Below are 23,309 nucleotides of genomic sequence, written 5' to 3'. Positions count from 1 at the left end.
ATGACCCTGCGAGGACGCGCCTTCGTCGGCGCCGGGGTGGGCATCGCCGTGGCCGGCATGGTCCTCGGGCTGCACGACCTGACCCGGATCGGCGCCCTGCTCGTCGTCCTGCCCCTGCTGGCCTCCCTGCTGACGCGGCGCCCCGTCTCGCTCGAGGTCGGCCGCTCCCTCTCCCCCGCCCGCATCCCGATCGACGGGCACGCCGACGTCACGCTCACCGTCCGCAACACCGGTCGGACCACCTCCCCGCTCCTGCGCGGCGAGGAGGGACTGGCCTACGCGCTCGGCGACCGCCCGCACCTGCTCATCCCCCGGCTGCGTCGGGACGAGGAGCGCGCCCTGCGCTACCGGGTGCGCTCCCACGTGCGCGGCCACCACACGATCGGCCCGCTGTCGGTCCGGGTGAACGACCCCTTCGGCCTGACCACCCGCCTCGTGGCCGTGCCCGGCGAGAGCGCCCTGGTCGTCCTCCCGCGCACCGTCCCACTGCTCCCCGTGCGCGGTGTCACCGCCGGCAGCGGTGGCGACTCCGCCTCCACCCCGCGCATGGCCCTGCACGGCGAGGACGACATCGGCGTGCGCGAGTACCGCATCGGTGACGACCTGCGGCGCATCCACTGGCGCTCCACCGCCCGCACCGGCGAGACGATGGTCCGCCAGGACGAGGAGCCCACGCGTCGTCGCGCCCTCGTCGTCCTCGACGACCGGGCCTGTGTCCATGCCGGGACGGGCAACGGCGGCTCCTTCGAGTGGGCGGTCACCGCGGCGGCGTCCGTCACGGCGCTGCTGCTCGCGGAGCGCTTCGAGGTCCACCTCTCGCTCGCCTCCGCCGGTGCCGGCCACGTCCTCGTGCTCGACAACGTCGAGCACGCGCTCGACCGGTTCGCCGCCGTACAGCCCTCCGACCAGGCCTCGGCGCACCACATGGTCGAGGCGCTCGACGAGTTCGCCCGGCACGGAGGCGGTCTCGTCGTCGCGGTCATCGGCGCGCTCGGCGCACGGGACGCCGAGCCCGTCGCCGCCCGCGCCCCCCACGGGCTGGCCCTGGTCATCGACCGGGACGGGTTCGGCGCGGACGCCGGCGACTCCGCCGAGCTGACCGCGCAACGGCTCGAGCTCGGTGGGTGGCGCAGCCTCGTCGTCCACCCCGGTGACCAGCTCCCGCGGTTGTGGGAGCAGCTCGCGGTCGCACGGGTGGTCCGCGGATGAACACCGGGACGCAGTCGCTGGCGGCGACGCTCGCGGCCGTGGCGACCATCGTGGTCGCGATGCCGCTGACGACGCTCTTCGAGGAGTCGGCGTGGCTGCCGGCCGCGGTGCTCGGTGTCGTGGTCGTCGCCGTCACCGGAGTCGTCCTGCGGGGCCTCGTCCGGCGGGCGGGGGTGACGATCCTCGGGCAGCTCCTCGCGGCGACCGCCTACGTCCTGGCCACCCAGCTGGGCGGGACGACGGTCTACGGGGTCGTGCCGACGGCTCGGACGTGGCCGCGGCTCCTCGACTACGTGCGGGACGCCCAGGAGACGATCACCACCTACGCCGCGCCCGCGCCGGAGTCCCCCGGCGTCACCGTCGTGCTCGTCATCATCGTCGTCGTCGTCGGGCTCGCGGTCGACATGTCCGCGGCGACGGCCGCGGCCCCGACGGTCGCGGGGCTGCCGCTGCTGTCGCTCTTCCTCGTCTCGGCGGCCAACTCCGGCGGCGCGCTCCCGTGGGGGTGGTTCGCCGTCGGTGCCGTGCTGTGGATGGCGATGGTCGTCAACCAGTCCGACCGCGAGATGCGGGAGTGGACGACGGCCGTCCCCCTCATGGCCGACGCCGACGGGGAGGCGCTCGCCGCCCGCTCGCTGCGGTGGCAGGCAGCACGGATCTCCGCGATCTGCCTCGTCGGTGCCCTCCTCATCCCGGCGGCGCTGCCCCACCTGCCCACCCGATACGTCCTCGACGGGCTCGGCGCGGGAGGTGCGGGGTCGGCCCGCTCCACCGACGGCATCCGCCTGTCGACCGAGCTCGACCTCAGGCGCAGCCTCCGGTCACCGAGCGAGGAGCCGGTGCTGCGCTACACGACCGACGATCCGACGCCCGAGCCGCTGCGGGTCGCCGTGGTCACCGACTTCGAGGACGGCTTCGGGCGCATGCGCTCGGGAGCGCTGCAACCCCGGGAGGAGTTCGACCTGCCCCGGCCGGCGTCCGCCGCGGCCGAGTCCATCGCCCGCGAGGAGCGCAGCCTCGCCATCAGCGCCAACGGCGTGGCCGCCCCGCAGATCGCCCTGCCACGACACCCCACCGAGGTCGACCTCGGAGGCATCCCCTGGGCGCTCGGCTCCGACGGGACGGCCCGCGTGCAGCGCACCCCGAGCAGCTACTCGAGCAGCTACCTCGAGCTGGACCCGCAGGAGGAGGACTTCGGCACGGGCGAGTCGAGGTCCTCGGTCGACGTCCCCGCGTACACCGACGAGTACCTCGCCCTCGACCCCGCGTCGGCCGAGGCGATCCAGGAGCTGGCCCTCTCCCTGGCGCCCGGGGGCGCCGACGACCTCACGGCCGCCCAGGCGTACCAGGAGTACCTGCGCGGGCCGGACTTCGAGTACGACCTCCAGGTCCCCGACCCGCCGGGGGCCCCCGACGACCCGGTCCTGTCCTTCCTCGAGACGAAGGTCGGCTACTGCCAGCAGTTCGCCTCGACGATGACCCTGCTCGCGCGCGCCCACGGCATCCCCGCCCGGGTGGTCGTCGGCTTCCTCCCCGGTGAGGCCGTCGATGCCGAGGAACGCGTCATCCGGGCCAGCGACGCCCACGCCTGGCCGGAGCTGTACTTCGCGGGTGTCGGATGGACCCGCTTCGAGCCGACCCCCGGCGCCCGCGCGGCGAGCGTGCCGTCGTACTCCATCTCCATCGAGCGCGACGGGGCCGCGACCACGGACGAGACGACGACCACGAGCGAGACCACGACGAGCACGAGCACGCAGCCGGTCCCGGAGGCGCAGGACCGGACCGCGGTCGACCCGACCGGCGAGGGCGAGAGCCGGCCGTGGCGACCGTGGCTGCTCGGCCTCCTGCTCGCCGTGGCCGCACTGGCGATCATGCCGGTCACCGCGTGGCTGGCCCGTCGACGCGAGCGGGCCACGGCCCCCGACCCCCCGGCCCGGGTCGAGGCGGAGTGGCAGGACCTCATCGGCCGGCTCGACGACCTGGGCCTGCGCCCGCCCGTGGGGGCCACCCCGCGCCGCGTCGGCGAGTGGGTTGGCAGGAACGGCTACCTCGACGACCCAACGCGTGAGCAGCTCGACCACGTCGTGGCGACCGTGGAGCGCGCCCGCTACGGGCGCCCGGACCAGGACCTGCCCGACGTCTCCGCCGAGGTCACCTCGATCGTCGGGACGGTCCGCCACCAGCGGATGACCAGCTCCCGCCTGAAGGCGATCCTGTGGCCACGGGCCGGCGTCGACGCCTGGCTCTCCCTGCCGCAGCGCGCGGTCGACCTCGTCCGCCGGCGATAGGCAGGAGCCGACCCGGGCAGGTGGATACTCCGGGGGGTATCTGCAATACTCGACTCAAGAACGTGGTGGGGTCGGACCCTCCGTTGGGGCCCTGGAGTCTCTCCGGCCCGTGCCAGTGCAGCAGTGTTGCCACCCGATCGTGATCCCGGCCGGAGTCGGCTGGGAGGATAAGGACATGGATTCATGACCGCCACTCTTGTGTTGACTTTGTTGTTCTCGGTGCTCATCGGGCTCTCGCTCGGTCTGCTCGGCGGCGGCGGGTCCATCCTGACCGTGCCGATCCTGACCTATGTGGCGGGGCTCCCGCCCAAGGAGGCGATCGCGGCCTCCCTGTTCGTGGTCGGAGTCACCTCGGCCGTCAGTGCCGTCAATCACGCCCGCAACCAGCGAGTGAAGTGGCGCACCGGGCTGGTCTTCGGCGCCGCCGGTATGGCCGGGGCCTTCGGTGGCGGCCTGCTTGGTGGCCACGTTTCCGGCACGCTGCTGATGATCGCCTTCGCGCTGATGATGGTCGCCACCTCCGTGGCGATGATCCGCGGCCGCAAGAACCAGGCTGTCCAGCCCCACGATCGGGAGCTGCCGGTGCTGAAGGTGATTCTCGAGGGCCTCGTCGTGGGCCTGGTGACCGGTCTGGTCGGGGCCGGCGGTGGTTTCCTCGTCGTCCCGGCCCTGGCACTGATGGGCGGGCTGGCCATGCCCGTGGCCGTGGGTACGTCCTTGGTGGTCATTGCCATGAAGTCGTTCGCGGGCCTGGCCGGCTACCTCACCACGGTCACCCTGGAGTGGGGGCTGATCGGCGCGGTGACGACCGCGGCCGTCGTCGGCTCGTTCCTCGGGGCGCGGTTGGCCGGGCGGATTCCGGAGGCGGCGTTGCGCAAGGGCTTCGGGATCTTCGTGCTGGTGATGGGCGTGTTCGTCCTCGTCCAGGAGCTGCCCGCCACGGCCGGGCTCGTCGTCGGGATCGGTGCCGGCGTCCTTGGTGCTGCTGGCGCGGTCTGCTGGTTCGCCGCGCCGCGGTGCCCGCTGCGGGCGGCGTCCACCGCCTGATCCCGGCCGCAGTTCTCCATCCCGACCCATGACGAAGGGGGCGGAGCAGCCGTCGCTGCTTCGCCCCCTTCGTCGTGGGTGATGCTCAGTCCAGGTAGTCGCGCAGGACCTGGGAGCGGCTGGGGTGACGCAGCTTGCTCATTGTCTTCGACTCGATCTGGCGGATGCGCTCGCGGGTGACCCCGTAGACCTTGCCGATCTCGTCGAGGGTCTTCGGCTGGCCGTCGGTCAGGCCGAAGCGCATCGAGACCACACCGGCCTCCCGCTCGCTGAGGGTGTCCAGGACGCTGTGCAGCTGCTCCTGCAGGAGGGTGAAGCTGACCGCGTCGGCCGGCACGACCGCCTCGGAGTCCTCGATGAGGTCACCGAACTCGGAGTCGCCGTCCTCGCCGAGGGGTGTGTGCAGCGAGATCGGCTCGCGGCCGTACTTCTGGACCTCGACGACCTTCTCCGGGGTCATGTCCAGCTCCTTGGCCAGCTCCTCCGGGGTGGGCTCGCGGCCCAGGTCCTGCAGCATCTGGCGCTGCACGCGGGCGAGCTTGTTGATGACCTCGACCATGTGCACCGGGATGCGGATGGTGCGGGCCTGGTCGGCCATCGCGCGGGTGATGGCCTGGCGGATCCACCACGTCGCGTACGTGGAGAACTTGTAGCCCTTCGTGTAGTCGAACTTCTCGACGGCACGGATCAGCCCGAGGTTGCCCTCCTGGATGAGGTCGAGGAAGAGCATGCCGCGGCCGGTGTAGCGCTTGGCCAGCGAGACGACGAGACGCAGGTTGGCCTCGAGGAGGTGGTTCTTCGCGTTCTTGCCGTCCTGGGCGATCCACCACAGCTCGCGCTTGAACTTCATGTCGATCTTCTCGGCGGTGGCCAGCTTCTCCTCCGCGAAGAGACCGGCCTCGATCCGCTTGGCGAGCTCGACCTCCTGCTCGGCGTTGAGGAGGGCGACCTTGCCGATCTGCTTCAGGTAGTCCTTGACCGGGTCGGCGGTGGCGCCGGCGGTGACGACCTGCTGCGCAGGGGCATCACCCTCGTCATCGTTGCTGATGACGAAGCCGCCCTTCTCGTCGGCCTCCTGCTCCTTCTTGGACTTCTCCTTCGGGTCCTCACCCAGGACCTCGTCCTCGCCCTCCTCGGGCTCCTCGGCCGTGGTGGTCGTCGGGTTGGCGGCGGCGCTCTTGGCGGCGGCCTTCTTGGCGGCGGCCTGCTTGGCGGGCGCGACCTTCTTCGCCGGCGCGGCAGCGGCGGCCGCGCTCGTCTTGGTGGCGGCCGTCTTCTTCGCCGTCGTCTTCTTCGCGGCGGTCTTCTTCGTCGCGGCCTTCTTGGTCGACTCCGCCTTCTTCGGCGCGGTCTTCTTCTCCGCGGCCTTCGCGGCCTCCGGGGCCTCCGGCGTCTCCGCCGCCGCAGCGGTGGACTTCGCGGCGGACTTCTTGGCCGTGGACTTCGTGCTCGCGGCAGCCTTCTTCGCCGGCGTGGCCTTCTTCTCCGACGTCTCCGACGTCGAGGCAGCCGCGGCCTTCTTCGCGGGGGCCTTCTTGGCCGTCTTCTTCGCGGCTATGGACTTTGGCACCTGAACCTCAATTCCCTGGTCGTCGAGCGCACGCAAGACGGCCTTTCCCCGGCTGGGGCTGATCTTGGCTTCGCTGAATGCAACCTGCAGCTGGTCTGGCGTGACCAGCCCTGCGGTATGTCCTTGGCGCACCAGCTCCTGGAGCGCTGAGTGCGAGAACTCCTTGGGGAGGGAGCCCTGCGCCCCGTCGAACCGTGGGGACACAGCAGTCACCAACAACCTTTCGTCACGGTGGATTCCGCCGGGGCATCGTGGAGGTGGCGTGTCCCCGGTGTCCCGACTCGCCCGCACGCTGCGCGATGGGCTGTGTCCCCATTATAAATCCTTGCCGTCCGGCACAGGTACCCGAGGGTGGCCCGAGGTGCACGAAACCGGGGCGCGTCCCCTGCAGAGGGAGCGCCCCGGTGTCGCTGGTGTGCGGTCCTCAGCGGGCGTCCGCCTTGACCGCGAGCACGTCGCAGGGTGCGTCGAGCAGGACTCGCTGCGCGTTGGACCCGAGGATCAGCTTGCCGACCGGGGTGCGGCGACGCAGCCCGATGACGATCAGCGAGGCATCGGTCTCCTCCGCGACGGCGATGAGGTCCTCGGCCGGCTCCTTGCCGCGCACGAGCCCGCGGACATCGCCCTTGACGCCGGCATCCTCGAGACGGGCTGCCACCCGGCGCAGGTCGCTGTCGTTCTTGCGGGCGGCGTCACCGCTGAGGCTGGCACCGCCACGATCGGAGTGGATGACGGTCAGCTGCTCGTCGCGCAGCTTGCACTCCTCGAAGGCCCGCTCCAGCGCGGCCTCGCCTTCCTTGGTCGACACGTACCCCACGACGATCATCTGTGCTCCTCAAGACGACTTGCTGATGGAAGACCTAGGTCGAACGCTACACCGCGACCGCGTGACGTGTCTCACGAATGCGTTGGCGTGGCGACGATTTCGCAGGGCACGCCTCAGCGGGGTGGCGGCACGACGACGGAGCGCAGCAGGTCGGCGACCTGGTCGCCCTCCGTGAGGAATCCGTCGTGGCCGACGAGGGAGCTGATCGTCACCAGCTCGGCCCCCGGCTTGGCCTCGGCGAGCTCCTCGGACAGCCGCGGCGGGTAGAGCCGGTCGGAGTCGACCGGTACCACGACGAGACGACCGGCGAAGGGGGCGAGTGCCTCGCGCAGGCCACCCCGCCCACGAGCGATGTCGTGGGAGTTCATCGCCTCCGACAGCACCGCGTAGGAGTTGGCATCGAAGCGGGCGGCGAGCTTGCCGCCGTGGTGGTCGAGATAGCTCTCGACGGTGTACCGCGGTCGGCCGTTGGGCCCGACCGGCTCGTCCTGGACCTCGCGGTCGAAGCGCTGGTGCAGCTCGGGCTCGCTGCGGTAGGTGATGTGCGCGATGCGCCGGGCGATGCCCAGGCCGGCCTCGGGACCCTGCGGGTTGTCGTAGTAGTCGCCGCCGGCGAACCAGGGGTCGTTGCGGATGGCGAGGATCTGCGCCTGGCTCCACCCGATCTGCTCGGCCGTGGCGTAACCGCTCGTCGCGAGCGCCACCGCGGCGGCGACCCGGTCGGGGAAGCTCGCGACCCACTCGAGGGTGCGCATGCCGCCCATGGACCCACCGATGACGGACTGCCACGTGTGGATGCCCAGCTCGTCGGCCAGGCGCGCCTCGGCGGTGACCTGGTCACGGATCGTCACCCGGGGGAACCGGCTCCCCCACGGACGTCCGTCGGCGGAGCGGGCGCCGGGGCCCGTGCTGCCCTGGCAGCCGCCGAGGACGTTGATGGCGACGACGAAGTACTCGTCGCTGTCCAGGGGTGCGCCGGAGCCGATGAGGTCGGGCCACCAGCCCGCGGTGGGGTGGCCGGGACCGGCCGGGCCGACGACGTGGCTGTCCCCGGTGAGGGCGTGCTCGACGAGGATCGCGTTGTCACGGCGCTCGTTGAGCTCGCCCCACGTCTCGTACGCGAGGACCACGTCGGGCAGCCGGTCGCCGGACTCGAGATCGAGGTCACCGATGGTGACGAACTTCCGGCGGCCGGGGTGGTCTCCGTCGCGCCAGGAACCCGCAGTCGTGGGGGGCCTGGTGGTCACGCTCATGATGAGGTCTCCCGGGGCTCGCCTTGCCACACCCCTACGGTGCAGCCAGGTCATCACCCGGGGCACCCCGTCGCGAAGAGGGTTGCCGGCCAGCAAGCCGGGGCTTGACGCTGGCGCTCATGACCTGCCGACAACCATAGCCAGTGAAGCGACAAGGATCGAGCGGGGTCCGCACACCGGACCCTCCGGCGGGCCTCTCAGGCGGCCTCCCCCGACGCCCCCTCCCGGAGGGCACCGGCCCAGGGTCGCACCCCCGCGGAGAGCAACCGCAGCATCAGCTCGGCGAGCCGGTGGTCCGGCTCGATCTCCAGGGCCCGCTCCAGGCAGATGCCGGCGACCGTCCCGTCCCCCACCCACCAGGCCAGGTGGGCCACGAGGGTCAGGACGGGCGGCGTCGCCTCGGGTGGCAGCAACCGGCTCAGCTCGACCAGGCGCGAGCGCACGGCGAGCACCTCCTCGTGCCACCGCTCGGGAGAGACGTCGGCCGAGGCACGCGCCCGCTCCTCGTCGATCCCTGCCGCGACGTCCTCGACGGCGATGTCGACGTCGGGCACCCACGGGCACCACCGGGCGGCGAGCACCGCCGCAGCGGCCGGGGCGCCGCAGCTCTCGGCCATCGGCATGGCACCCGGGCAGAGGACGCCCAGGAGGGCGTCGCGCCAGACGACGTCCCGGAGCGAGGTCGCCACCCGGGCGAGCGCCTCGTCGCTGAAGACCGTGACGGCCATCGCCCGGGGTCGCGGGTCGAGGAGCTGTGCCCACCACGCGAGGACGTCCTCCCCACGGTCCAACCAGGAGGCAGGCGGGCCGGTCGGGCCACCACCGAAGGTGCGCGTGCTGCTGGGCGACCCGAGGGCTGCCAGGTGCAGGCCCACGGAGCGCGCGCGGTCCTCGTCCCGCCCCGGTAGCACTCCCTCAACGATGGCCGCACGGCTCGGCAGTGGCGCGACGCCGGCGTGCACGAAGGCCGCGACGGCGGGCACGTCCTCCGGCCGAGGCAGGGGCTGACCCTCCTCGGGGCAGCAGCTCTGGGCGCAGTCGGGTGAGTACCAGCGCCCGTCGCGCACCACGACGCGGTCGTGGACGCTGATCCCCTCGGCCGTCGCGGCCTCGAGCATCGCCTCGGACAAGGGGGCGGAGTCACCTGCACGGTCCTCGTGCGCGATGACCATCACCGCCGTCGCCGACTCGCGGGCGGCGATCGCCATCGCCTGCCCGGCGGCACCGCGGCAGTCCTCGGGGTCGCTGAGCAGGTCGTGGCGCTGGACGAGCCCGAGGCGTTTGCCGTGCAGGACGGTCACGACGACGGAGGGGCCGGGGTGGTAGCCGAGCTGGTACGGGAGCACCACGGCGAGCTCGGCGGGATTGCGGGGGCGAACTGTCGTTGTCATGCCCCGAATCTGCCGATGATCGTCGGTGCGGGGGGCGCCCCCTTCGCCGCCTGTGGGTAGTGCGTCGCACGCGGAAGAGCTTGTGGGTGGCGTCAGTCCGGGACGACGTGGGAGGGCACCGTCCGCCCCTCGGGCCGGTCCTGACCTCGCGCCCGCTGCCCGGCCCACGCGGTCGCGCCGCGCTCCCAGGCGATGAAGTCCTCCGTCTCACGCATGAGCGCGGTGGCGACCCACCCGATGACGAGGAGGTCGTCGACGAGCCCGAGCGCGAGGAGGAATCCCTCCGGGACGAGGTCGACCGGGGAGACGACGTACCCGACCCCCGCGAGCAGCATCATCAGCCGCGTCGACGTCAGGCCCGTGTACCGCCCGGAGCGCACGGCCCGGACCATGCGTGGGACGGCGCGCACGCGGGCCCACAGGCCCGGCGCACCGGGGGCGGTCGAGGCCTCGTGCATCGCGTGGGCGAGTCGGGCGGCTCGGTACGTGCTGGGGCCGATGGGCATCGGTCACCTCCGGGTGGTGGACACCACGCAGGCTACTCCTCAGGCGGTGGGACCCTCGATGCCCGGAGCGGCCTCCGCGGCGAACTCCGCGCGCACGTGGTCGGCCAGCTGATTGAGCAACCACACGTCCAGCCCCGCGCCGACGGCGCCACCGACGACCGGGACCGCCCTGCCGAAGCGGGAGAAGACCCCCTTCCCCGCCTGGCTGAGGATGCGGAAGCCGACGGCCTTGTTGACCACCATCAGGGCCGGTCCGGACAGCCGCTGCGTCGCGAAGGTCGCGAGGCGACCGCCCGGGGCGACCATCCCGGCCTTCGCCAGCAGGTCCTGGGCGTCGGCGCCGACGAGGCTGAGCAGCACGGCGGAGCGCACCTCCGGCCGCTGCAGGTCGTGGCCGCGCACGTGGGCGACGGCGGCGGCCATGCGCGTGGCGAGGACGTAGAAGCCGAGGACATTGGCGGGGAGCGCGACGAGCATCGTCGTGAAGCCGCCGAGGTTGGTCACGAAGCCGTGGGCGCCGGCGAGCTTGACGTGCCTGCCGACGATGTCGTCGATGGCCCTCTCGGCGTTGCCGCCGGCCCGGAGCAGCGCGGTCTCCGCCACCGAGACGGCGGAGTCGAAGGGGCCGCGGCCGTCGATGCCGACGTCGAGCAGGTTCTGCACGAGCGTGACGACCGTCCCCGACGAGGCCTGCGGGTCCTGGGCCTGCTCGAGGGCGGATCGCGTGTCCCGGGACGCGTGCCTGCCCCGACCGCGGCCGAACATGTCCGTGATGAAGCCCATGTGACGCCCTTCGTGTGTGGTGCGACCGGTGGTCCGGTCCCGATCCTGCCACGCCGCCGGCGCCGGGGACGTGCGTGGGCAGGAGTGTCGGCCCACGCCGGTAGCCTCGCTGCCCGTGGAGGATCTCGGGGCCGTCGTGGTCGGCGTGGACGGTGTCGGCGCCGTGCTGCCGCCGCACTCCCCTGCCGTGCCCACCACGGACGTCGAGGCGCTCGTCGCCGCGCTGGACCCGACCGTGCGCTGGGTCACCTGGTCGGCCGACGCCGTCGCCGCGGCCATCCGCGCCGGTGCCCGCCTCGACCGCACGTGGGACGTCGCCGAGGTGCACCGACTCACCCACGGCGGCTGGGCCGCCGGACCCGAGCTGGCCTGGGCGGCGGTCCACGGCCTCGACCCGCACGAGGTGCCCAGCGCGCCCACCGGGGACCTGTTCGACCTGCTCTCCGAGGAGCTGCCCGCGGAGGACCTCGTCCGCCCGGACGGTCACCTGCGCGCGGACGCCGTCTCCGGTGCGTGGTTGACGACGCCGGAGCGCTGCGCGGCCTTCGCGGACGCGGCCCGGCAGGTCGCCCACCACCAGCGCGAAGGGAGGTCGGCCGCCGGTCCCCGGGCGCTCGCCACGGCGTACGCCGAGTCGGCGGCCGCGGTCCTGTGCGTCGAGCTCGAGACCGCCGGCCTGCCCATCGACCGCGCGGCAGCGAGCCACCTGGTCACCGAGGCGGCCGGCCCGGAGCCGCACGACGTGGCCGAGGAACTCGAGTCCCGGCGGGTGCGTGACGCCCCGGTCCTCGCGGCGCTGCCCGGCACGGGTCACGTCGACCTGCGCAACCCCGCCCAGGTGAAGTCGATGCTCGCCCGCGCCGGGGTGGACGTGCCGTCGACGCGCAAGTGGGTCCTCGAGGCGCAGGTCCATGCCCATCCGCTCGTCCCGGCGCTGCTCGAGTGGCGCCGGAAGGAGCGGATCGCCACGACCTACGGCTGGCGGTGGCTGCGCGAGCACGTCGGCGCCGACGACCGGCTGCGCGGCGCCTGGGAGGCCTGCGACGGCGCGGCCGGCCGGATGACCGCGCAGGCCGGGCTGCACAACCTGCCGGCCGAGCTGCGCCCTGCGGTGGCGGCCGACGACGGCTGGGTCTTCGTCCGCGCCGACCTCGGGCAGGTCGAGCCGCGGGTGCTCGCCGCCGTCTCGGGCGACCGGGCCTTCGCGGCCGCGACCCGCGCGGACGACCTCTACGCCCCGGTGGCGGCGCGGCTCGGGGTGGAGCGCTCGGTGGCGAAGATCGCGGTCCTCGCGGCCATGTACGGCCAGCGCTCCGGCCCGGCGGCCGAGGCGCTGCGCGGGCTGGAGCGGGAGTACCCCGTGGCGATGGCGCACCTGCAGCGCGCCCAGGACGCGGGCCGGCGCGGGGAGCCGGTGGTGACCTTCGGCGGCCGGCTCGTGCGCACCGACGTCCCCGGCGGCGAGGACCAGGATGCCGTGTCCTCGGCACGCGGGCGCTTCGCGCGCAACGCCGTGATCCAGGGGTCGGCGGCCGAGCTCTTCAAGGCCTGGGCCGCGACCGTGCGGGTGGCGGTGCGCCCCCTTCGCTCCCGGATCGTGCTGTGCCTGCACGACGAGCTGCTCGTCCACGTGCCACAGGAGCACGCCGAGGAGGCCGCCGCCGCGGTCGACCGGGCGCTCACGGATGCGGCGCGGCGCTGGCTCGGGGGCGAGCAGGTGCGCTTCGTCGCCGACACCTCGATCGTGCGTCGGTGGTCCGAGGCGAAATGATCACCGCGGCGCCTCCTTCGCACCCTTGTGCGGCATCGGTCGCCGGAGGAGGATCTGTCCATGGGGACTCACCGGAGAGGTGCCTGGACACCCGGGGTGGCCACAGCTGACGCCGACGAGTTCGGGCTCGGGTCGCTGCGGGCCATCGCGGTCCTCGGTGCGATCGCGGGTGTGGCGCTCGTGGTCGACATCGCGATCATCACGATCACCAACTCGCACATCGAGCCGCTCGACTCGATCCTGTTCTTCATCGGTCTCGGCGCGATGGTCCTGACCCTGGCCGCGGTGGCCGTGCACGTGGGCGCCGGGCACGAGGGGGCGGCACGGGTGGGCTACACCGTGCTCGCGTTCATCGCCGTCACCCTGGTCGGCGCCACGATCTCGTTCGTCGCCGACGCCGCTGGGCGCCGCGTGTTCTCACCCGACAACATCGGACTGCACGGCGAGTGGAGCTTCTTCAGCGTCGCCCTGTGCCTGCTCGCCCTGTCCGTCTGGGCAGCACGACGGGGCGGTGCCGGCCGAGCAGCCGGCACCTGAGCAGGCGCGTACCGCCTCCGTCTACTTGGAGTCGGAGGAGTCGTCCCGGGTGCGCAGGAAGTCCTCGAACTCCGCGCCGAGCTGGTCCGCCGACGGCAGGTCCTGGCCCTCCCCGGCGAGCAGGCTGGGCCGCTCGAGACCACGCAGGTGCACGTCGTACTGGCGCTCGAGCGCCTGGACGGCCTCGCGGACCTCGTCGTTCTCCTCCACCTCGCGCTCGATCTGCAGCCGGCCCTCGCGGGCGGCCTCGGCGAGCGCGTCGTTGGCCAGGTTGAGGCCGGTGACGTCGACGACGGCGTTGAGCGCGGTCAGCGCGGCGTCGTGGAAGGTCGACTGCGCGAGGTAGTGCGGCACGTGCAGGCTGAACCCGACGGCGTCGCGGTCGGACTCCCCCAGCCGCATCTCGAGCAGCGCGGCGAGGCTCGCGGGCACCTGGACGGTGCCGAAGACCGGCTTGTGCTCGCCGATGAGGCGCTCGTTGCTGCCGTGGACGGTCATGCCGACGGGGCGGGAGTGCGGCACGGCCATGGGGATGCCGTGGGCGTGCACCACCAGGGAGATGCCGACCTCGTCCATGAGCGTCGTCACGGCGGAGATCACCGCCTCCCACCGGTAGTCCGGCTCCGGCCCGGCGAGGATGTAGTAGCTCTGCCCGTCCCGGTCGGTCAGGTGGTAGAGCAGCATCGACGGGTCGTTGTAGTCGGTGTACCGGTTGGCGTCGAAGGTGATGACCGGCCGGCGCGAGCGGTAGTCCACGAGGGAGTCGACGTCGAACGACGCGACGACGGTCGGCTCGCTGACCTCCAGCAGGTGGTCGACGAGCAGGCGCTGGGCCATCCCGGCGTCGAAGAAGCCGTCGAAGGCGACGATCATCGGCCCCGGCTCCAGGGCCGCGGGGTCGGTGTCGACCTCGTAACGGTAGAGGCGCTCGGCCACGTCAGTTCCTCCTTGTCGGTTCAGCACTCATTGTGTCAACGACCCGGGTGGTCGGCCCATTCCCCGCGCCGATGGTCCGGCAACCAGTCGACCCGGTCACTCCCGGGGCACCGCGGCGATGGCGGCGCGCACGCGCTTGGCGGAGACCGAGTGGGCGGTCCCGAGGGGCTGGGCGAAGAGGGAGACCCGCAGCTCCTCGATCATCCAGCCGATGTCGACGACGTCCTGCGCTCGGCGGCGAAGGGGGCTGAGCGCGTCGAGCAGGTCGGCGTAGGCGGACTCCACCGAGTCGATCGCCTCCTGGTGACCGGCGTCGCGGCGCGGGTTCTCCGCGGCGCGCTCCAGGCGCACGAGGATCCCGCGCAGGTAGCGGCGCAGGTCGGGCAGCTTCGCCACGCCGGTGTCGGCGATGAAGCCGGGGCGGACGAGCCCGTCGAGCTGGGCGCGGGCATCGGCGACGGTCACCGACAGCGCGGGGGCGGTCATCCGCTCCAGCAGGCGCAGCACCTCGCTGCGCTGGGCGAGCACCGGCTCGACCTCGGCGACGATCGACAGCACCCGTTGGGCGACGTGCGTGCGGGTGGCCTTCAGGGCCTCCTCGAAGGCCGCGGCGGTGCGCACCGGCCCGTCGACGTGCTGGGTGACGATGTCGTCGACGGCCGCGGCGAGGGCGTCCTCGAGGAGCTTCGGGACGGAGCCGTGCGGGTTGTCCGCGAGCGCGAGCTTCTGCTCGTTGGTCAGTCGGGCGAGGACGCGCTTCCACGGCGGGCTCGTGCCCAGCAGGAGGAGGCGACGCACGCCGTCGCGGTGGGCGGCGCGGGCCTGCTGCTCGTCCGGCAGGACGCGCAGGGCGGCCGAACCCCCTTCGTCCACGAGGGCGGGGTAGCCGACCACGGTGTGCTTGCCCGCCTTCGTGGTGAAGGTGTCCGGGAGGTCCTCGATGTCCCACCCGGTCAGGCCGGTGCGCTCGATGGAGGCGCCGGCGCGCGACATGCGCTGCTGCAGGTGGCCGGCCATCTGCTCGGCGAGCTCGGTGAGGTCCTTGCCCCGGCCGAGGCGCCGGCGGCGCTGGTCCTCGACGGCGAAGGTCACCCGCAGGTGGTCGGGGACCTTCGACCAGTCCCACTCCCCCTCGTCGATGCGCAGCCCGGCCCGGCGCCCGAGGACGGTCGACAGCTGGCTGGTGATCGACGTGCCGGCGTCCGGGTCGAGCTCGGCCAGAGCGGCGCGGGCGTGGTCGGGGGCGGGCACGAGGTGGCGGCGGGTGGCCTTGGGCAGGGACTTGATCAGGGCGGCGACGAGCTCCGCGCGCAGCCCGGGCACCTGCCAGTCGAAGCCGGCCGGGGTCAGCTGGTTGAGCACGTCGACGGGCACGTGGACGGTTACCCCGTCGTCCTCCCGGCCGGGCTCGAACTGGTAGGTGACCGCGAGCTCGATGCCGTCGCTGCGCCAGCGCTTCGGGTAGTCGCTCGTGCTCACCGCCTCGGCGCCGGTACGGGTGAGGCGCTCCTCGGTGAGGGTGAGCAGCTCGGGCTGCTCGTGCCGGGCCTTCTTCCACCACGAGTCGAAGTGCGCCCCGGAAACGACCTCCGCCGGCACCCGCTCGTCGTAGAACTCGACGATGTCCTCCTCGTCGACGAGGAGGTCACGGCGGCGGGCCCGCTCCTCGAGCTGCTCGAGGCGCCGCACGAGCCGGCGGTTGGCAGTGAGGAAGTCGTGCCGGCCGTCCCAGTCGCCCTCGACGAGCGCGTGCCGGATGAACAGCTCACGGCTGACGACCGGGTCGATCTTCCCGTAGGAGACGGGCCGGCCGACGACGAGCGGGACGCCGAAGAGGGTCACCCGCTCGGTCGCGAGCACCGAGGCGGCCTTCTTGCTCCAGCGCGGCTCGGAGTAGGTCCGCTTGACCAGGTGGGCACCGGCTCGCTCGGCCCAGACCGGGTCGATCCGCGCGGTGGAGCGGGCCCACAGCCGCGAGGTCTCGACGAGCTCCCCCGCCATGACGAAGGGGGGTTGCCGCCGGAAGTTCGTCGTGCCCGGCTGGATGGAGAAGCGGGCGCCGCGGGCGCCGAGGTAGTCGCGCTTGTCCTCGTCCCGCAGACCGATGTGGCTGAGCAGGCCGGTCAGCAGGGCCTGGTGGATCGTGTCCCAGTCCGGGTCGGCGTCGCGGGCGGCGGTGCGCTGGCGGGTGTCGAGCTTCTGCTGCTTGGCGGCCCGCTTGAGCTGGGCGTGCAGGTCCTGCCACTCGCGGATGCGCAGGTAGTGCAGGTACTCGCGCTTGCACATCCGGCGAAAGGCGCTGCCGGACAACGCCTTCTGCTGGTCCTTGAGATAGGTCCACAGGTGCCACCAGCCGGCGAAGTCCGAGCCCTCCTGGCGGAAGCGCGCGTGCTGCTGGTCGGCCTGCGAGCGCTTGTCGACCGGGCGCTCGCGCGGGTCCTGGATCGACATCGCGGCGACGATGACGAGCACCTCGGTGGTGCACCCGAGGCGGTCGGCCTCGATGAGCATCCGACCCAGGCGCGGGTCGACGGGCAGGCGGGCGAGCGTCTTCCCGGTCGGCGTGAGGCGCCGGCCACCGCCGCGACGCCCGCGGCGGTCCCCCTTCGCGCTCTTGGCTGCCGCGGTCACCGTGCCCTCGGTGTCGAAGGCCTGCAGCTCCTGCAGCAGGCGCACGCCGTCGGTGATCTGGCGGGCGTCCGGGGGCTCGACGAAGGGGAAGCGCGCGACGTCCCCGAGGCCGAGGGAGGTCATCTGCAGGATGACGCTGGCGAGGTTGGTGCGCAGGATCTCGGGGTCGGTGAACTCCGGGCGCGACTCGAAGTCCTCCTGCGAGTACAGCCGCACGCAGATGCCCTCGGCGATGCGCCCGCAGCGGCCGGCGCGCTGGTTGGCCGAGGCCTGGGAGACGCGCTCGATCGGCAGACGCTGGACCTTGGTGCGCTGGGAGTAGCGCGAGATGCGGGCGGTGCCGACGTCGATGACGTAGCGGATGCCGGGGACGGTCAGCGAGGTCTCGGCGACGTTGGTGGCCAGCACGATCCGGCGTCCGGCGTGCGAGGAGAAGACGCGGTGCTGCTCGGCGGCGGACAGGCGCGCGTAGAGCGGGACGATCTCGGTGTCGGGCAGCCGCATCGAGGTCAGGGCCTCCTGCGCGTCACGGATCTCCCGCTCGCCCGACAGGAAGACGAGCACGTCGCGCGGGCCGCCCGGATCGGGCTCCGTCCACAGCTCCTCGACCGCTCTGCAGATGCCGGTGACCTGGTCGGAGTCGCCGCCGCTCTTCTCGCCGTCGTCACCGTCCTTCTCGGGGTCCTCGAGCGGGCGGTAGCGGACCTCGACCGGGTAGGTGCGGCCGGAGACCTCGATGATCGGTGCGGGCTCGCCGCTCGCGTCGGCGAAGTGGGCAGCGAAGCGCTCCGGGTCGATCGTCGCCGAGGTGATGATGACCTTCAGGTCGGGTCGGCGCGGGAGGAGCTGCTTGAGGTAGCCGAGGATGAAGTCGATGTTCAGGGACCGCTCGTGGGCCTCGTCGATGATGATCGTGTCGTAGCGGCGCAGCTCCCGGTCGCGCTGCATCTCGTTGAGCAGGATGCCGTCGGTCATGACCTTCACCGCGGTGGCGTCGCTGCTGTGGTCGGCGAAGCGCACCTGGTAGCCGATCAGCTCCCCGAGCTCGACCTGCATCTCGTCCGCGATCCTCTCGGCGACCGAGCGCGCGGCGATGCGGCGGGGCTGGGTGTGCCCGATCTGGCCGGTCGTGCCGCGCCCGACCTCGAGGGCGATCTTCGGCAGCTGGGTGGTCTTGCCGGAGCCGGTCTCCCCCGCGACGATGACGACCTGGTGCTCCTGCAGCGCCTGCGCGATGTCGTCCTTGCGGGCGACGACCGGCAGCTCCTCCGCGTAGTGCAGGTCCGCCGCCGCGACGGGTTCACGGACAGGGGCGGTCATGGTCAGCACGATATCTTCCACCTCGATCCCCGCCCCACGGTCCCTGAGGAGCTTGCGAAGCAAGCGTCTCGAAGGGACGTCAGAAGTCGATCGTCCCGACCGGGCCGACCGCGGTGCGCAGGGCGGCGTCGAGCTCGGCCACCGCACCGGGGCGGTGCTCGGCGACGAAGCCGGCCGCGGTCCGTGCCGCGAGGGTCTGCCCGCCGAGCCAGACCGCGCCGAGGTCGCCGATGTCGAGGGTCACGTCCGGCGTGGCGTCGGTGCGGCTCACGGCGCCGGTGCCGCCGGTGGCGGTCCAGCGCCAGCTGCCGGCGTTGTCCGGGAGGATCGCGTCGCGCACCCCGACGACGAGCTCCACGTCCGCGGCGTGACCGCGCTCAGTGACGGCGGCCGGCAGGTCGACCAGGCGCAGCCAGAGGTTGTCGGTCGTGCCGCTGCCACCGACGGACCGCGGCGACGGCAGCCACAGGGCGAGGACGTCGTCGGGGGCGACCCAGTACTCGGTGGTGGCCATGAGGTCGATGTTGACCAGACGCTCGGCGAGCGCCAGTCGGGCACCCGCGTCCGCGGAGAGGAGGAAGAAGACGCCGACGGTGCCGGCGGGGGTGCCGCTGGTCCACTTCGGCGAGCGGTGGAAGTGGGCGACGCCGACGTCCCGCCCGTCCCGGGTGGCCCACACCAGACGTGCGGGCTCGCGGCTCCCCCGGCTCTCGGGGTGGTCGACGAGGAGCCGCTCGCTGTCCTGCGCGCTGCGCACGACGTGTCCGGCGCCGGTGCGGGCGCACTCCCTGGCCAGCTCGTGCCAGCGCCTGCCCTGGTTGTGGCTCGCGGTCGTCGTGCGCAGGGTCGTCGCGTCCGCGAGCGCCCGCACGGCCGGTGGGGCGGCGAAGGTCGTCCCCCGCGAGAAGGAGGACATCATCGTCGAGCTCGCGACGCCGTAGCCGAAGCGGCCGTAGATCCCCGGCTCGGAGGCCTTGAGGACGCTGATCGCACGACCCTGCTCGTGGCGCGTCCAGTGCAGGTGCTCACGGATGAGCGCGGTGAGCACACCCCGGCGCCGGTGGTCGGGGTGCACCCCGACCCAGGTCAGGCCCTCGACCGGACGAAGGGAGGCGATGTCACCGTCGGGGATCGACAGCTCGACGTCCCAGGACGCGGCGATGCCGGCGTCCTCACCGTCGGCCCGGGCGATCGACGCCGCCCTGGTCGGGGTGTCGGCGAGCGCGGCCTCGCGCGGGGTGCGCAGGTCGTCGGCCCAGACGAGCTGGTCGAGGTCCAGGACCGCCTCGGCCCCGGCCGGGTCCTGCGGGTCGATCCGGTGGACGGTCACGCGAGAGGTCATGCGCTCGATCCTCCACCGGTCGGACGCAGGGGCGCAACGGATTTCAGCGCGATGCCTTCTCCCGGGCCTCGCGCCGGTCCCTGCGCGCGTCCGTACTGGCGAGGGGCTTGAGCAGGCCTGCCGTCGTGCGCGCAGATCGGACGGTGCCGTCGACCGTGTCCGCCGCGGCGACCGAGTACCTCAGGATGTGTGCCCCCTTCGTCACGTGGCCGGCCCCCGCGATGGCTGCCCAGTCGGAGGTCATGTCGCTGATCAGGCGGGTCCCGGTGGCGTGCTCGAAGCCATCCTGCGCGAGGTGCTTGGCGCGCACACCGGCCTGGGTCGTCGTCTGCCTGACCCTGGTCCCGGCCTTGTGCCGCAGGCGCTTCGTCCCGCTCCCGGCCACTCCGACGGTATTGCCGTGGCGTGCCTTCGCCGCGGCGGTCTCGCTCGCGCGGCTCGCCCTCCGGGCGGCATCGTCGGCCTTGGCACCGGCACCCATGGGGGTCTTCACCACGTTGAAGAGGGTCTCTCGTGCGGCCTTCGCCGCGCCCGCGTAACTGCCCTGGCCGTAGAAGGCACGCAGACCGAGCTTGCCGATCGGGTCGCCGAACTGCAGCAGTGCGAGCAGGCGCAGATGCGGCACGAAGTCCGTGAGGACGTTGTCGACGGTCCGGCTCTGACCGAGATCACTCAACCCCTCGAAGAAGTCGTAGCCCCACGGGTCGCTCGCATCGGCCCCGATGTCGTCCAGACGCCGGGCGACGGTCTCCTCGTCGAGTGTCGCCTGCTCGCCCTCGCGCTCGTAGCGCCGCTTGGCGAGCTCCCGCTCGTCGGCCGCGTCGCGCCACTGCCGGTCCACCTGCGCGTACCGCGGGTCCTCGGGCGACAGGTGCGCCAGCTGGGCCTCGAGTGCGTCCGAGGTCGCCACGTGCTCCTCGTAGGCCGCGCGCTCGATGCGCATGACGCGTTGGGACTAGGCGAGCAGGTCCGCGTAGGACTCGATCACCTGCGCCGCGTCGGACAGCGTGCTCGCGAGCCGGTGCAGGGTCTGCGGGCACTCGTCCACCCGCGAGGCGAAGGTGACGCCGGACGGCGACTCCCACACCCCCTTCGTCGAGACCTCGTGCAGCCGCGCGGCCGCCTCCCACATCGCGTCGGCCCGGGCTCGCAGGCTCCACGCCCGGGCGCGCAGGAGGGCCGGGTCCCCCAACTCGGTGTGGAACATCCGCAACGCCATCAGGAGCCGCCCCGGAAGCGCAGGTCGACCTGCTGCTCGGTGCTGATGAAGCACCCGCCGGCGTGCCGAGCCAGGTCCCGCAGCGCCCGCAGCGTGCCGCACACCTCGACCCGGACCAGCTCCCGGTCGCCGAGGACGCCGTCCAGGGCCCGCTCGCCCGTGCCGGAGGGGAACCCGTACACGGCCGTCTCCGCGGTCCGCGCCGCGGCATCCTCGAGTCCGTCTGCGATGTCCCCGAGCCGCTCCCCGAGGCGGGCGATGCCCTCGCCGTCGATCGAGATCCCGTCGTCACCCATGCGGACACCGTAGGGAAGAACGCCGCGGGGCCCGTGGAGTTCTCCACAGGCCCCGCGGGGTGATGTATCGAGGTCAGGCCTTGGCGGCGGCGAACCCCTGCTCGAGGTCGGCGATGATGTCGTCGGCGTTCTCCAGGCCGACCGAGAGGCGCACCAGGCCGGGAGTGACGCCGGCGGCGAGGCGGTCCTCGTCCGGACCCTGCGAGTGGGTCGTCGACGCGGGGTGGATCACGAGCGAGCGCACGTCACCGATGTTGGCCAGGTGGCTGTGCAGCTCCAGGCCCTCGACGAACTTCTTGCCCGCCTCGAGGCCGCCGCTGATCTCGAAGGACAGGATGGAGCCGGCGCCCTTGGGGGTGTACTTCTGCGCGGTCTCGTGGCTGGCGCTGCTCGGCAGCGAGGCCCACGTGACCTTCTCGACCTGCGCGTGGCCACCGAGGTAGTCGGCGACCTTGTGGGCGTTGTCCAGGTGGCGGTCCATGCGCAGGCTGAGCGTCTCGATGCCCTGTCCGATGAGGAAGGCGTTGAACGGCGAGACGGCCGGGCCGAGGTCGCGCAGCAGCTGCACCCGCGCCTTGAGGATGAAGGAGAGGTTGGCCCCCATGGCGCCATTCACGCCGAGGTCCGGGCCGAAGCGCAGGCCGTGGTAGCTCGGGTCGGGCTCGTTGTAGTTGGGGAACTTCTCCGGGTCGGCGGCGTAGTCGAACTTCCCGGCGTCGACGATCACGCCGGCGATCGAGGTGCCGTGGCCCCCGAGGAACTTCGTCGCGGAGTGCACGACGACGTCGGCGCCGTGCTCGATCGGACGCAGCACGTAGGGGGTGGCGATCGTGTTGTCCACGACCAGCGGGACCCCGGCCTCGTGCGCGACGTCGGCGATGCCGGCGATGTCGAGGACGACGTCCTTCGGGTTGCCGATGGTCTCCCCGAAGAAGGCCTTCGTGTTCGGCCGGACCGCGGCCTTCCACTCCTGCAGGTCGCTCGGGTCCTCCACGAGGGTGACCTCGATGCCGTACTTCGGCAGCGTGTACTGGAAGAGGTTGACCGTGCCGCCGTAGAGCGCGGCGCTGGCGACGATGTGGTCACCGGCCTCGGCGATGTTCATCAGCGCGAGGCTGGTCGCGGACATGCCCGAGGCGGTCATCAGCGCCGCGACGCCACCCTCGAGCGCGGCGATCTTGTTCTCGACCGCGTCCTGGGTCGGGTTCATGATCCGCGTGTAGATGTTCCCGAGCTCCTTGAGGCCGAAGAGATTTGCCGCGTGCTCGGTGTCCTTGAAGACGTAGGACGTCGTCTGGTGGATCGGCAGCGCCCGCGAGCCGGTCGTCGGGTCGGGTGCCTGGCCGGCGTGGATCTGCTTGGTCTCGAAGTTCCACGTGGTCGGGTCGGACATGTCTGTGCTCCTGGTGTGGTGCGCGCTTGACCGTGACGGATTGCCACGGACCTGGTCGTCTCCCGGGGCACCCCACCGCGGAGGAGGGTTGCCGGCCAGCTAGCCGGGGCTGTGCGCTGGCACTCAAGACCTGCCCAGAGCATATGAGACGCCCCGTGGTCCGGCGGAGGGTGTCTCACCTCCCGGGCGAAGGGGGCGTCCCCCGTCAGTCCCCCGCGCCCCGGCGGGCCCGTCGCACCCTGCGGATCCACCACAGCCCGACGAAGGGGAGCACGAGCGGCGCGTAGGCATAGCCCGCTCCGTAGTGCGACCAGACCGTCTTGTCCGGGAAGAGCTCCGGCACGAGGTAGGACAGGGTGCCCACGGTGAGCACCCCGACGGCCTCGACGAGGATCGCCCCGGTGGCGACCCGGGCGCCGGTGCGTCCCCCCTTCGCCAGGGCCACGGTCGCGACGATGTAGATCACCGCCGCCAGCGCGGAGAGCACGTACGCCAGCGGCGCCCGGTCCAGGTACTGGGTCAGCTGCAGGACCGAGCGGCCGGTGGCGGCGAGCGCGAGCACGGCGTAGACGGCGACGACGACCCGGCCCGGGCCGGTGCCGGTCCGCACGTCAGGCGGGGCCATGGACGTCCCAGATCTGCAGGATGCGGTAGGCCATGACACCGACGGTGAAGGCGCCGGCGATGACGACCCCCATGGACCAGCGGGTCTTCTCCTTCAGCGCGATGAAGACGACTGCGGGCGGGATGAGCGGCAGCGTCAGCGCGTACGCGAGCATCGTCGCGCCCTGCCCGGTGCCGGTGACCCTGCCCTGCGCGATGGCGCTGGCGACGACGAGGACGAGCAGGGACAGCTCGACGACGGCGGTCACGAGCAGCATGGCGTCGTCGACGAGGCGGTTGATCAGCAGGTAGACCAGGGCCATCACCCCGAGCACGCCGACGGCCACGATCACGACAGTGGTCAAGGGCACAAGCACGGCGCAAGGTT

Annotated in this window: 20 protein-coding genes and 2 riboswitches; of the genes, 5 read left to right on the top strand and 15 right to left on the bottom strand. The window is 72.5% G+C overall.

Translation table 11 applies throughout. The features are described 5' to 3' along the window. The 3 genes from O9K63_RS02245 to O9K63_RS02235 all read left to right on the top strand — a co-directional run bounded on the left by O9K63_RS02245 (position 1) and on the right by O9K63_RS02235 (position 4,544). Positions 1–1,209 carry a DUF58 domain-containing protein gene (locus tag O9K63_RS02245; RefSeq protein ID WP_277240176.1) on the top strand — a complete coding sequence of 403 codons (1,209 nt, stop codon included), beginning with the start codon at positions 1–3 and terminating at the stop codon, positions 1,207–1,209. Continuing rightward, positions 1,206–3,497, top strand: a complete 2,292-nt coding sequence (locus tag O9K63_RS02240; RefSeq protein WP_277240175.1) for a DUF3488 and transglutaminase-like domain-containing protein — start codon at positions 1,206–1,208, stop codon at positions 3,495–3,497. The genes O9K63_RS02245 and O9K63_RS02240 overlap by 4 nt, the downstream gene beginning before the upstream one ends. A 183-nt stretch (positions 3,498–3,680) precedes the next feature. Further along, complete coding sequence (locus O9K63_RS02235) at positions 3,681–4,544, top strand: sulfite exporter TauE/SafE family protein (protein WP_277240174.1); 864 nt, start codon at positions 3,681–3,683, stop codon at positions 4,542–4,544. Positions 4,545–4,629: 85 nt separating this feature from the next. Here the strand turns inward: O9K63_RS02235 and O9K63_RS02230 are convergent, their stop codons facing one another. The 6 genes from O9K63_RS02230 to O9K63_RS02205 form a co-directional block, all read right to left on the bottom strand. Next, on the bottom strand, positions 4,630–6,318 hold the full coding sequence (locus tag O9K63_RS02230; RefSeq protein ID WP_431190345.1) for an RNA polymerase sigma factor: 1,689 nt from the start codon (positions 6,316–6,318) through the stop codon (positions 4,630–4,632). A gap of 220 nt (positions 6,319–6,538) precedes the next feature. Next, positions 6,539–6,940 carry a universal stress protein gene (locus O9K63_RS02225; protein WP_277240173.1) on the bottom strand — a complete coding sequence of 134 codons (402 nt, stop codon included), beginning with the start codon at positions 6,938–6,940 and terminating at the stop codon, positions 6,539–6,541. Positions 6,941–7,053: 113 nt separating this feature from the next. Then, the gene (gene metX, locus O9K63_RS02220; RefSeq protein WP_277240172.1) at positions 7,054–8,193 is read right to left on the bottom strand and encodes a homoserine O-acetyltransferase MetX; all 1,140 of its coding nucleotides are present in this window, start codon (positions 8,191–8,193) and stop codon (positions 7,054–7,056) included. A 15-nt stretch (positions 8,194–8,208) separates the two neighbouring features. Further along, a riboswitch (SAM riboswitch) is annotated at positions 8,209–8,318 on the bottom strand. 72 nt (positions 8,319–8,390) lie between these two features. Further along, the gene (locus tag O9K63_RS02215; protein ID WP_277240171.1) at positions 8,391–9,584 is read right to left on the bottom strand and encodes a DUF4192 domain-containing protein; all 1,194 of its coding nucleotides are present in this window, start codon (positions 9,582–9,584) and stop codon (positions 8,391–8,393) included. A gap of 92 nt (positions 9,585–9,676) precedes the next feature. After that, complete coding sequence (locus O9K63_RS02210; RefSeq protein WP_277240170.1) at positions 9,677–10,090, bottom strand: YkvA family protein; 414 nt, start codon at positions 10,088–10,090, stop codon at positions 9,677–9,679. A gap of 39 nt (positions 10,091–10,129) precedes the next feature. Next, positions 10,130–10,873 carry an EcsC family protein gene (locus O9K63_RS02205; RefSeq protein ID WP_277240169.1) on the bottom strand — a complete coding sequence of 248 codons (744 nt, stop codon included), beginning with the start codon at positions 10,871–10,873 and terminating at the stop codon, positions 10,130–10,132. A gap of 115 nt (positions 10,874–10,988) precedes the next feature. Here O9K63_RS02205 and O9K63_RS02200 point away from each other — a divergent pair, with 115 nt between their 5' ends. Both O9K63_RS02200 and O9K63_RS02195 read left to right on the top strand, forming a co-directional pair. Continuing rightward, positions 10,989–12,644: a DNA polymerase gene (locus tag O9K63_RS02200; RefSeq protein WP_277240168.1), complete on the top strand. Its 1,656-nt coding sequence runs from the start codon at positions 10,989–10,991 to the stop codon at positions 12,642–12,644. Positions 12,645–12,740: 96 nt separating this feature from the next. Next, complete coding sequence (locus O9K63_RS02195; RefSeq protein ID WP_277240167.1) at positions 12,741–13,181, top strand: hypothetical protein; 441 nt, start codon at positions 12,741–12,743, stop codon at positions 13,179–13,181. 21 nt (positions 13,182–13,202) lie between these two features. On the opposite strand, the gene O9K63_RS02190 is transcribed toward O9K63_RS02195, so the two are convergent. The 9 genes from O9K63_RS02190 to O9K63_RS02150 all read right to left on the bottom strand — a co-directional run bounded on the left by O9K63_RS02190 (position 13,203) and on the right by O9K63_RS02150 (position 23,286). Beyond that, positions 13,203–14,117, bottom strand: a complete 915-nt coding sequence (locus O9K63_RS02190; protein WP_277240166.1) for a proteasome assembly chaperone family protein — start codon at positions 14,115–14,117, stop codon at positions 13,203–13,205. Positions 14,118–14,213: 96 nt separating this feature from the next. Next, positions 14,214–18,068: an ATP-dependent RNA helicase HrpA gene (hrpA, locus tag O9K63_RS02185; protein ID WP_277240165.1), complete on the bottom strand. Its 3,855-nt coding sequence runs from the start codon at positions 18,066–18,068 to the stop codon at positions 14,214–14,216. A gap of 79 nt (positions 18,069–18,147) precedes the next feature. Then, positions 18,148–19,410: a GNAT family N-acetyltransferase gene (locus O9K63_RS02180; RefSeq protein WP_277240164.1), complete on the bottom strand. Its 1,263-nt coding sequence runs from the start codon at positions 19,408–19,410 to the stop codon at positions 18,148–18,150. Positions 19,411–19,453: 43 nt separating this feature from the next. After that, entirely contained in the window at positions 19,454–20,353 is a 900-nt protein-coding gene (locus O9K63_RS02175) for a hypothetical protein (protein ID WP_277240163.1), read from the bottom strand. A gap of 12 nt (positions 20,354–20,365) precedes the next feature. Continuing rightward, positions 20,366–20,617, bottom strand: coding sequence for a hypothetical protein (locus tag O9K63_RS02170; RefSeq protein WP_277240162.1), 252 nt, complete (start codon positions 20,615–20,617; stop codon positions 20,366–20,368). Positions 20,618–20,628: 11 nt separating this feature from the next. Then, on the bottom strand, positions 20,629–20,925 hold the full coding sequence (locus tag O9K63_RS02165) for a hypothetical protein (protein WP_277240161.1): 297 nt from the start codon (positions 20,923–20,925) through the stop codon (positions 20,629–20,631). Between the two features lie 73 nt (positions 20,926–20,998). Then, on the bottom strand, positions 20,999–22,318 hold the full coding sequence (locus O9K63_RS02160) for a bifunctional o-acetylhomoserine/o-acetylserine sulfhydrylase (protein WP_277240160.1): 1,320 nt from the start codon (positions 22,316–22,318) through the stop codon (positions 20,999–21,001). A 17-nt stretch (positions 22,319–22,335) separates the two neighbouring features. Further along, positions 22,336–22,449, bottom strand: a riboswitch (SAM riboswitch). Between the two features lie 74 nt (positions 22,450–22,523). Next, the gene (locus O9K63_RS02155) at positions 22,524–22,943 is read right to left on the bottom strand and encodes a hypothetical protein (RefSeq protein WP_277240159.1); all 420 of its coding nucleotides are present in this window, start codon (positions 22,941–22,943) and stop codon (positions 22,524–22,526) included. After that, positions 22,930–23,286 carry a hypothetical protein gene (locus O9K63_RS02150; RefSeq protein WP_277240158.1) on the bottom strand — a complete coding sequence of 119 codons (357 nt, stop codon included), beginning with the start codon at positions 23,284–23,286 and terminating at the stop codon, positions 22,930–22,932. Before O9K63_RS02150 ends, O9K63_RS02155 begins: the two co-directional genes overlap by 14 nt. Positions 23,287–23,309: the final 23 nt, after the last annotated feature.

It is taken from the genome of Janibacter cremeus, from assembly GCF_029395675.1.
GTDB classification, from domain to species: domain Bacteria; phylum Actinomycetota; class Actinomycetes; order Actinomycetales; family Dermatophilaceae; genus Janibacter; species Janibacter cremeus_A.
This window is presented reverse-complemented; position numbering and strand designations above follow the sequence as displayed.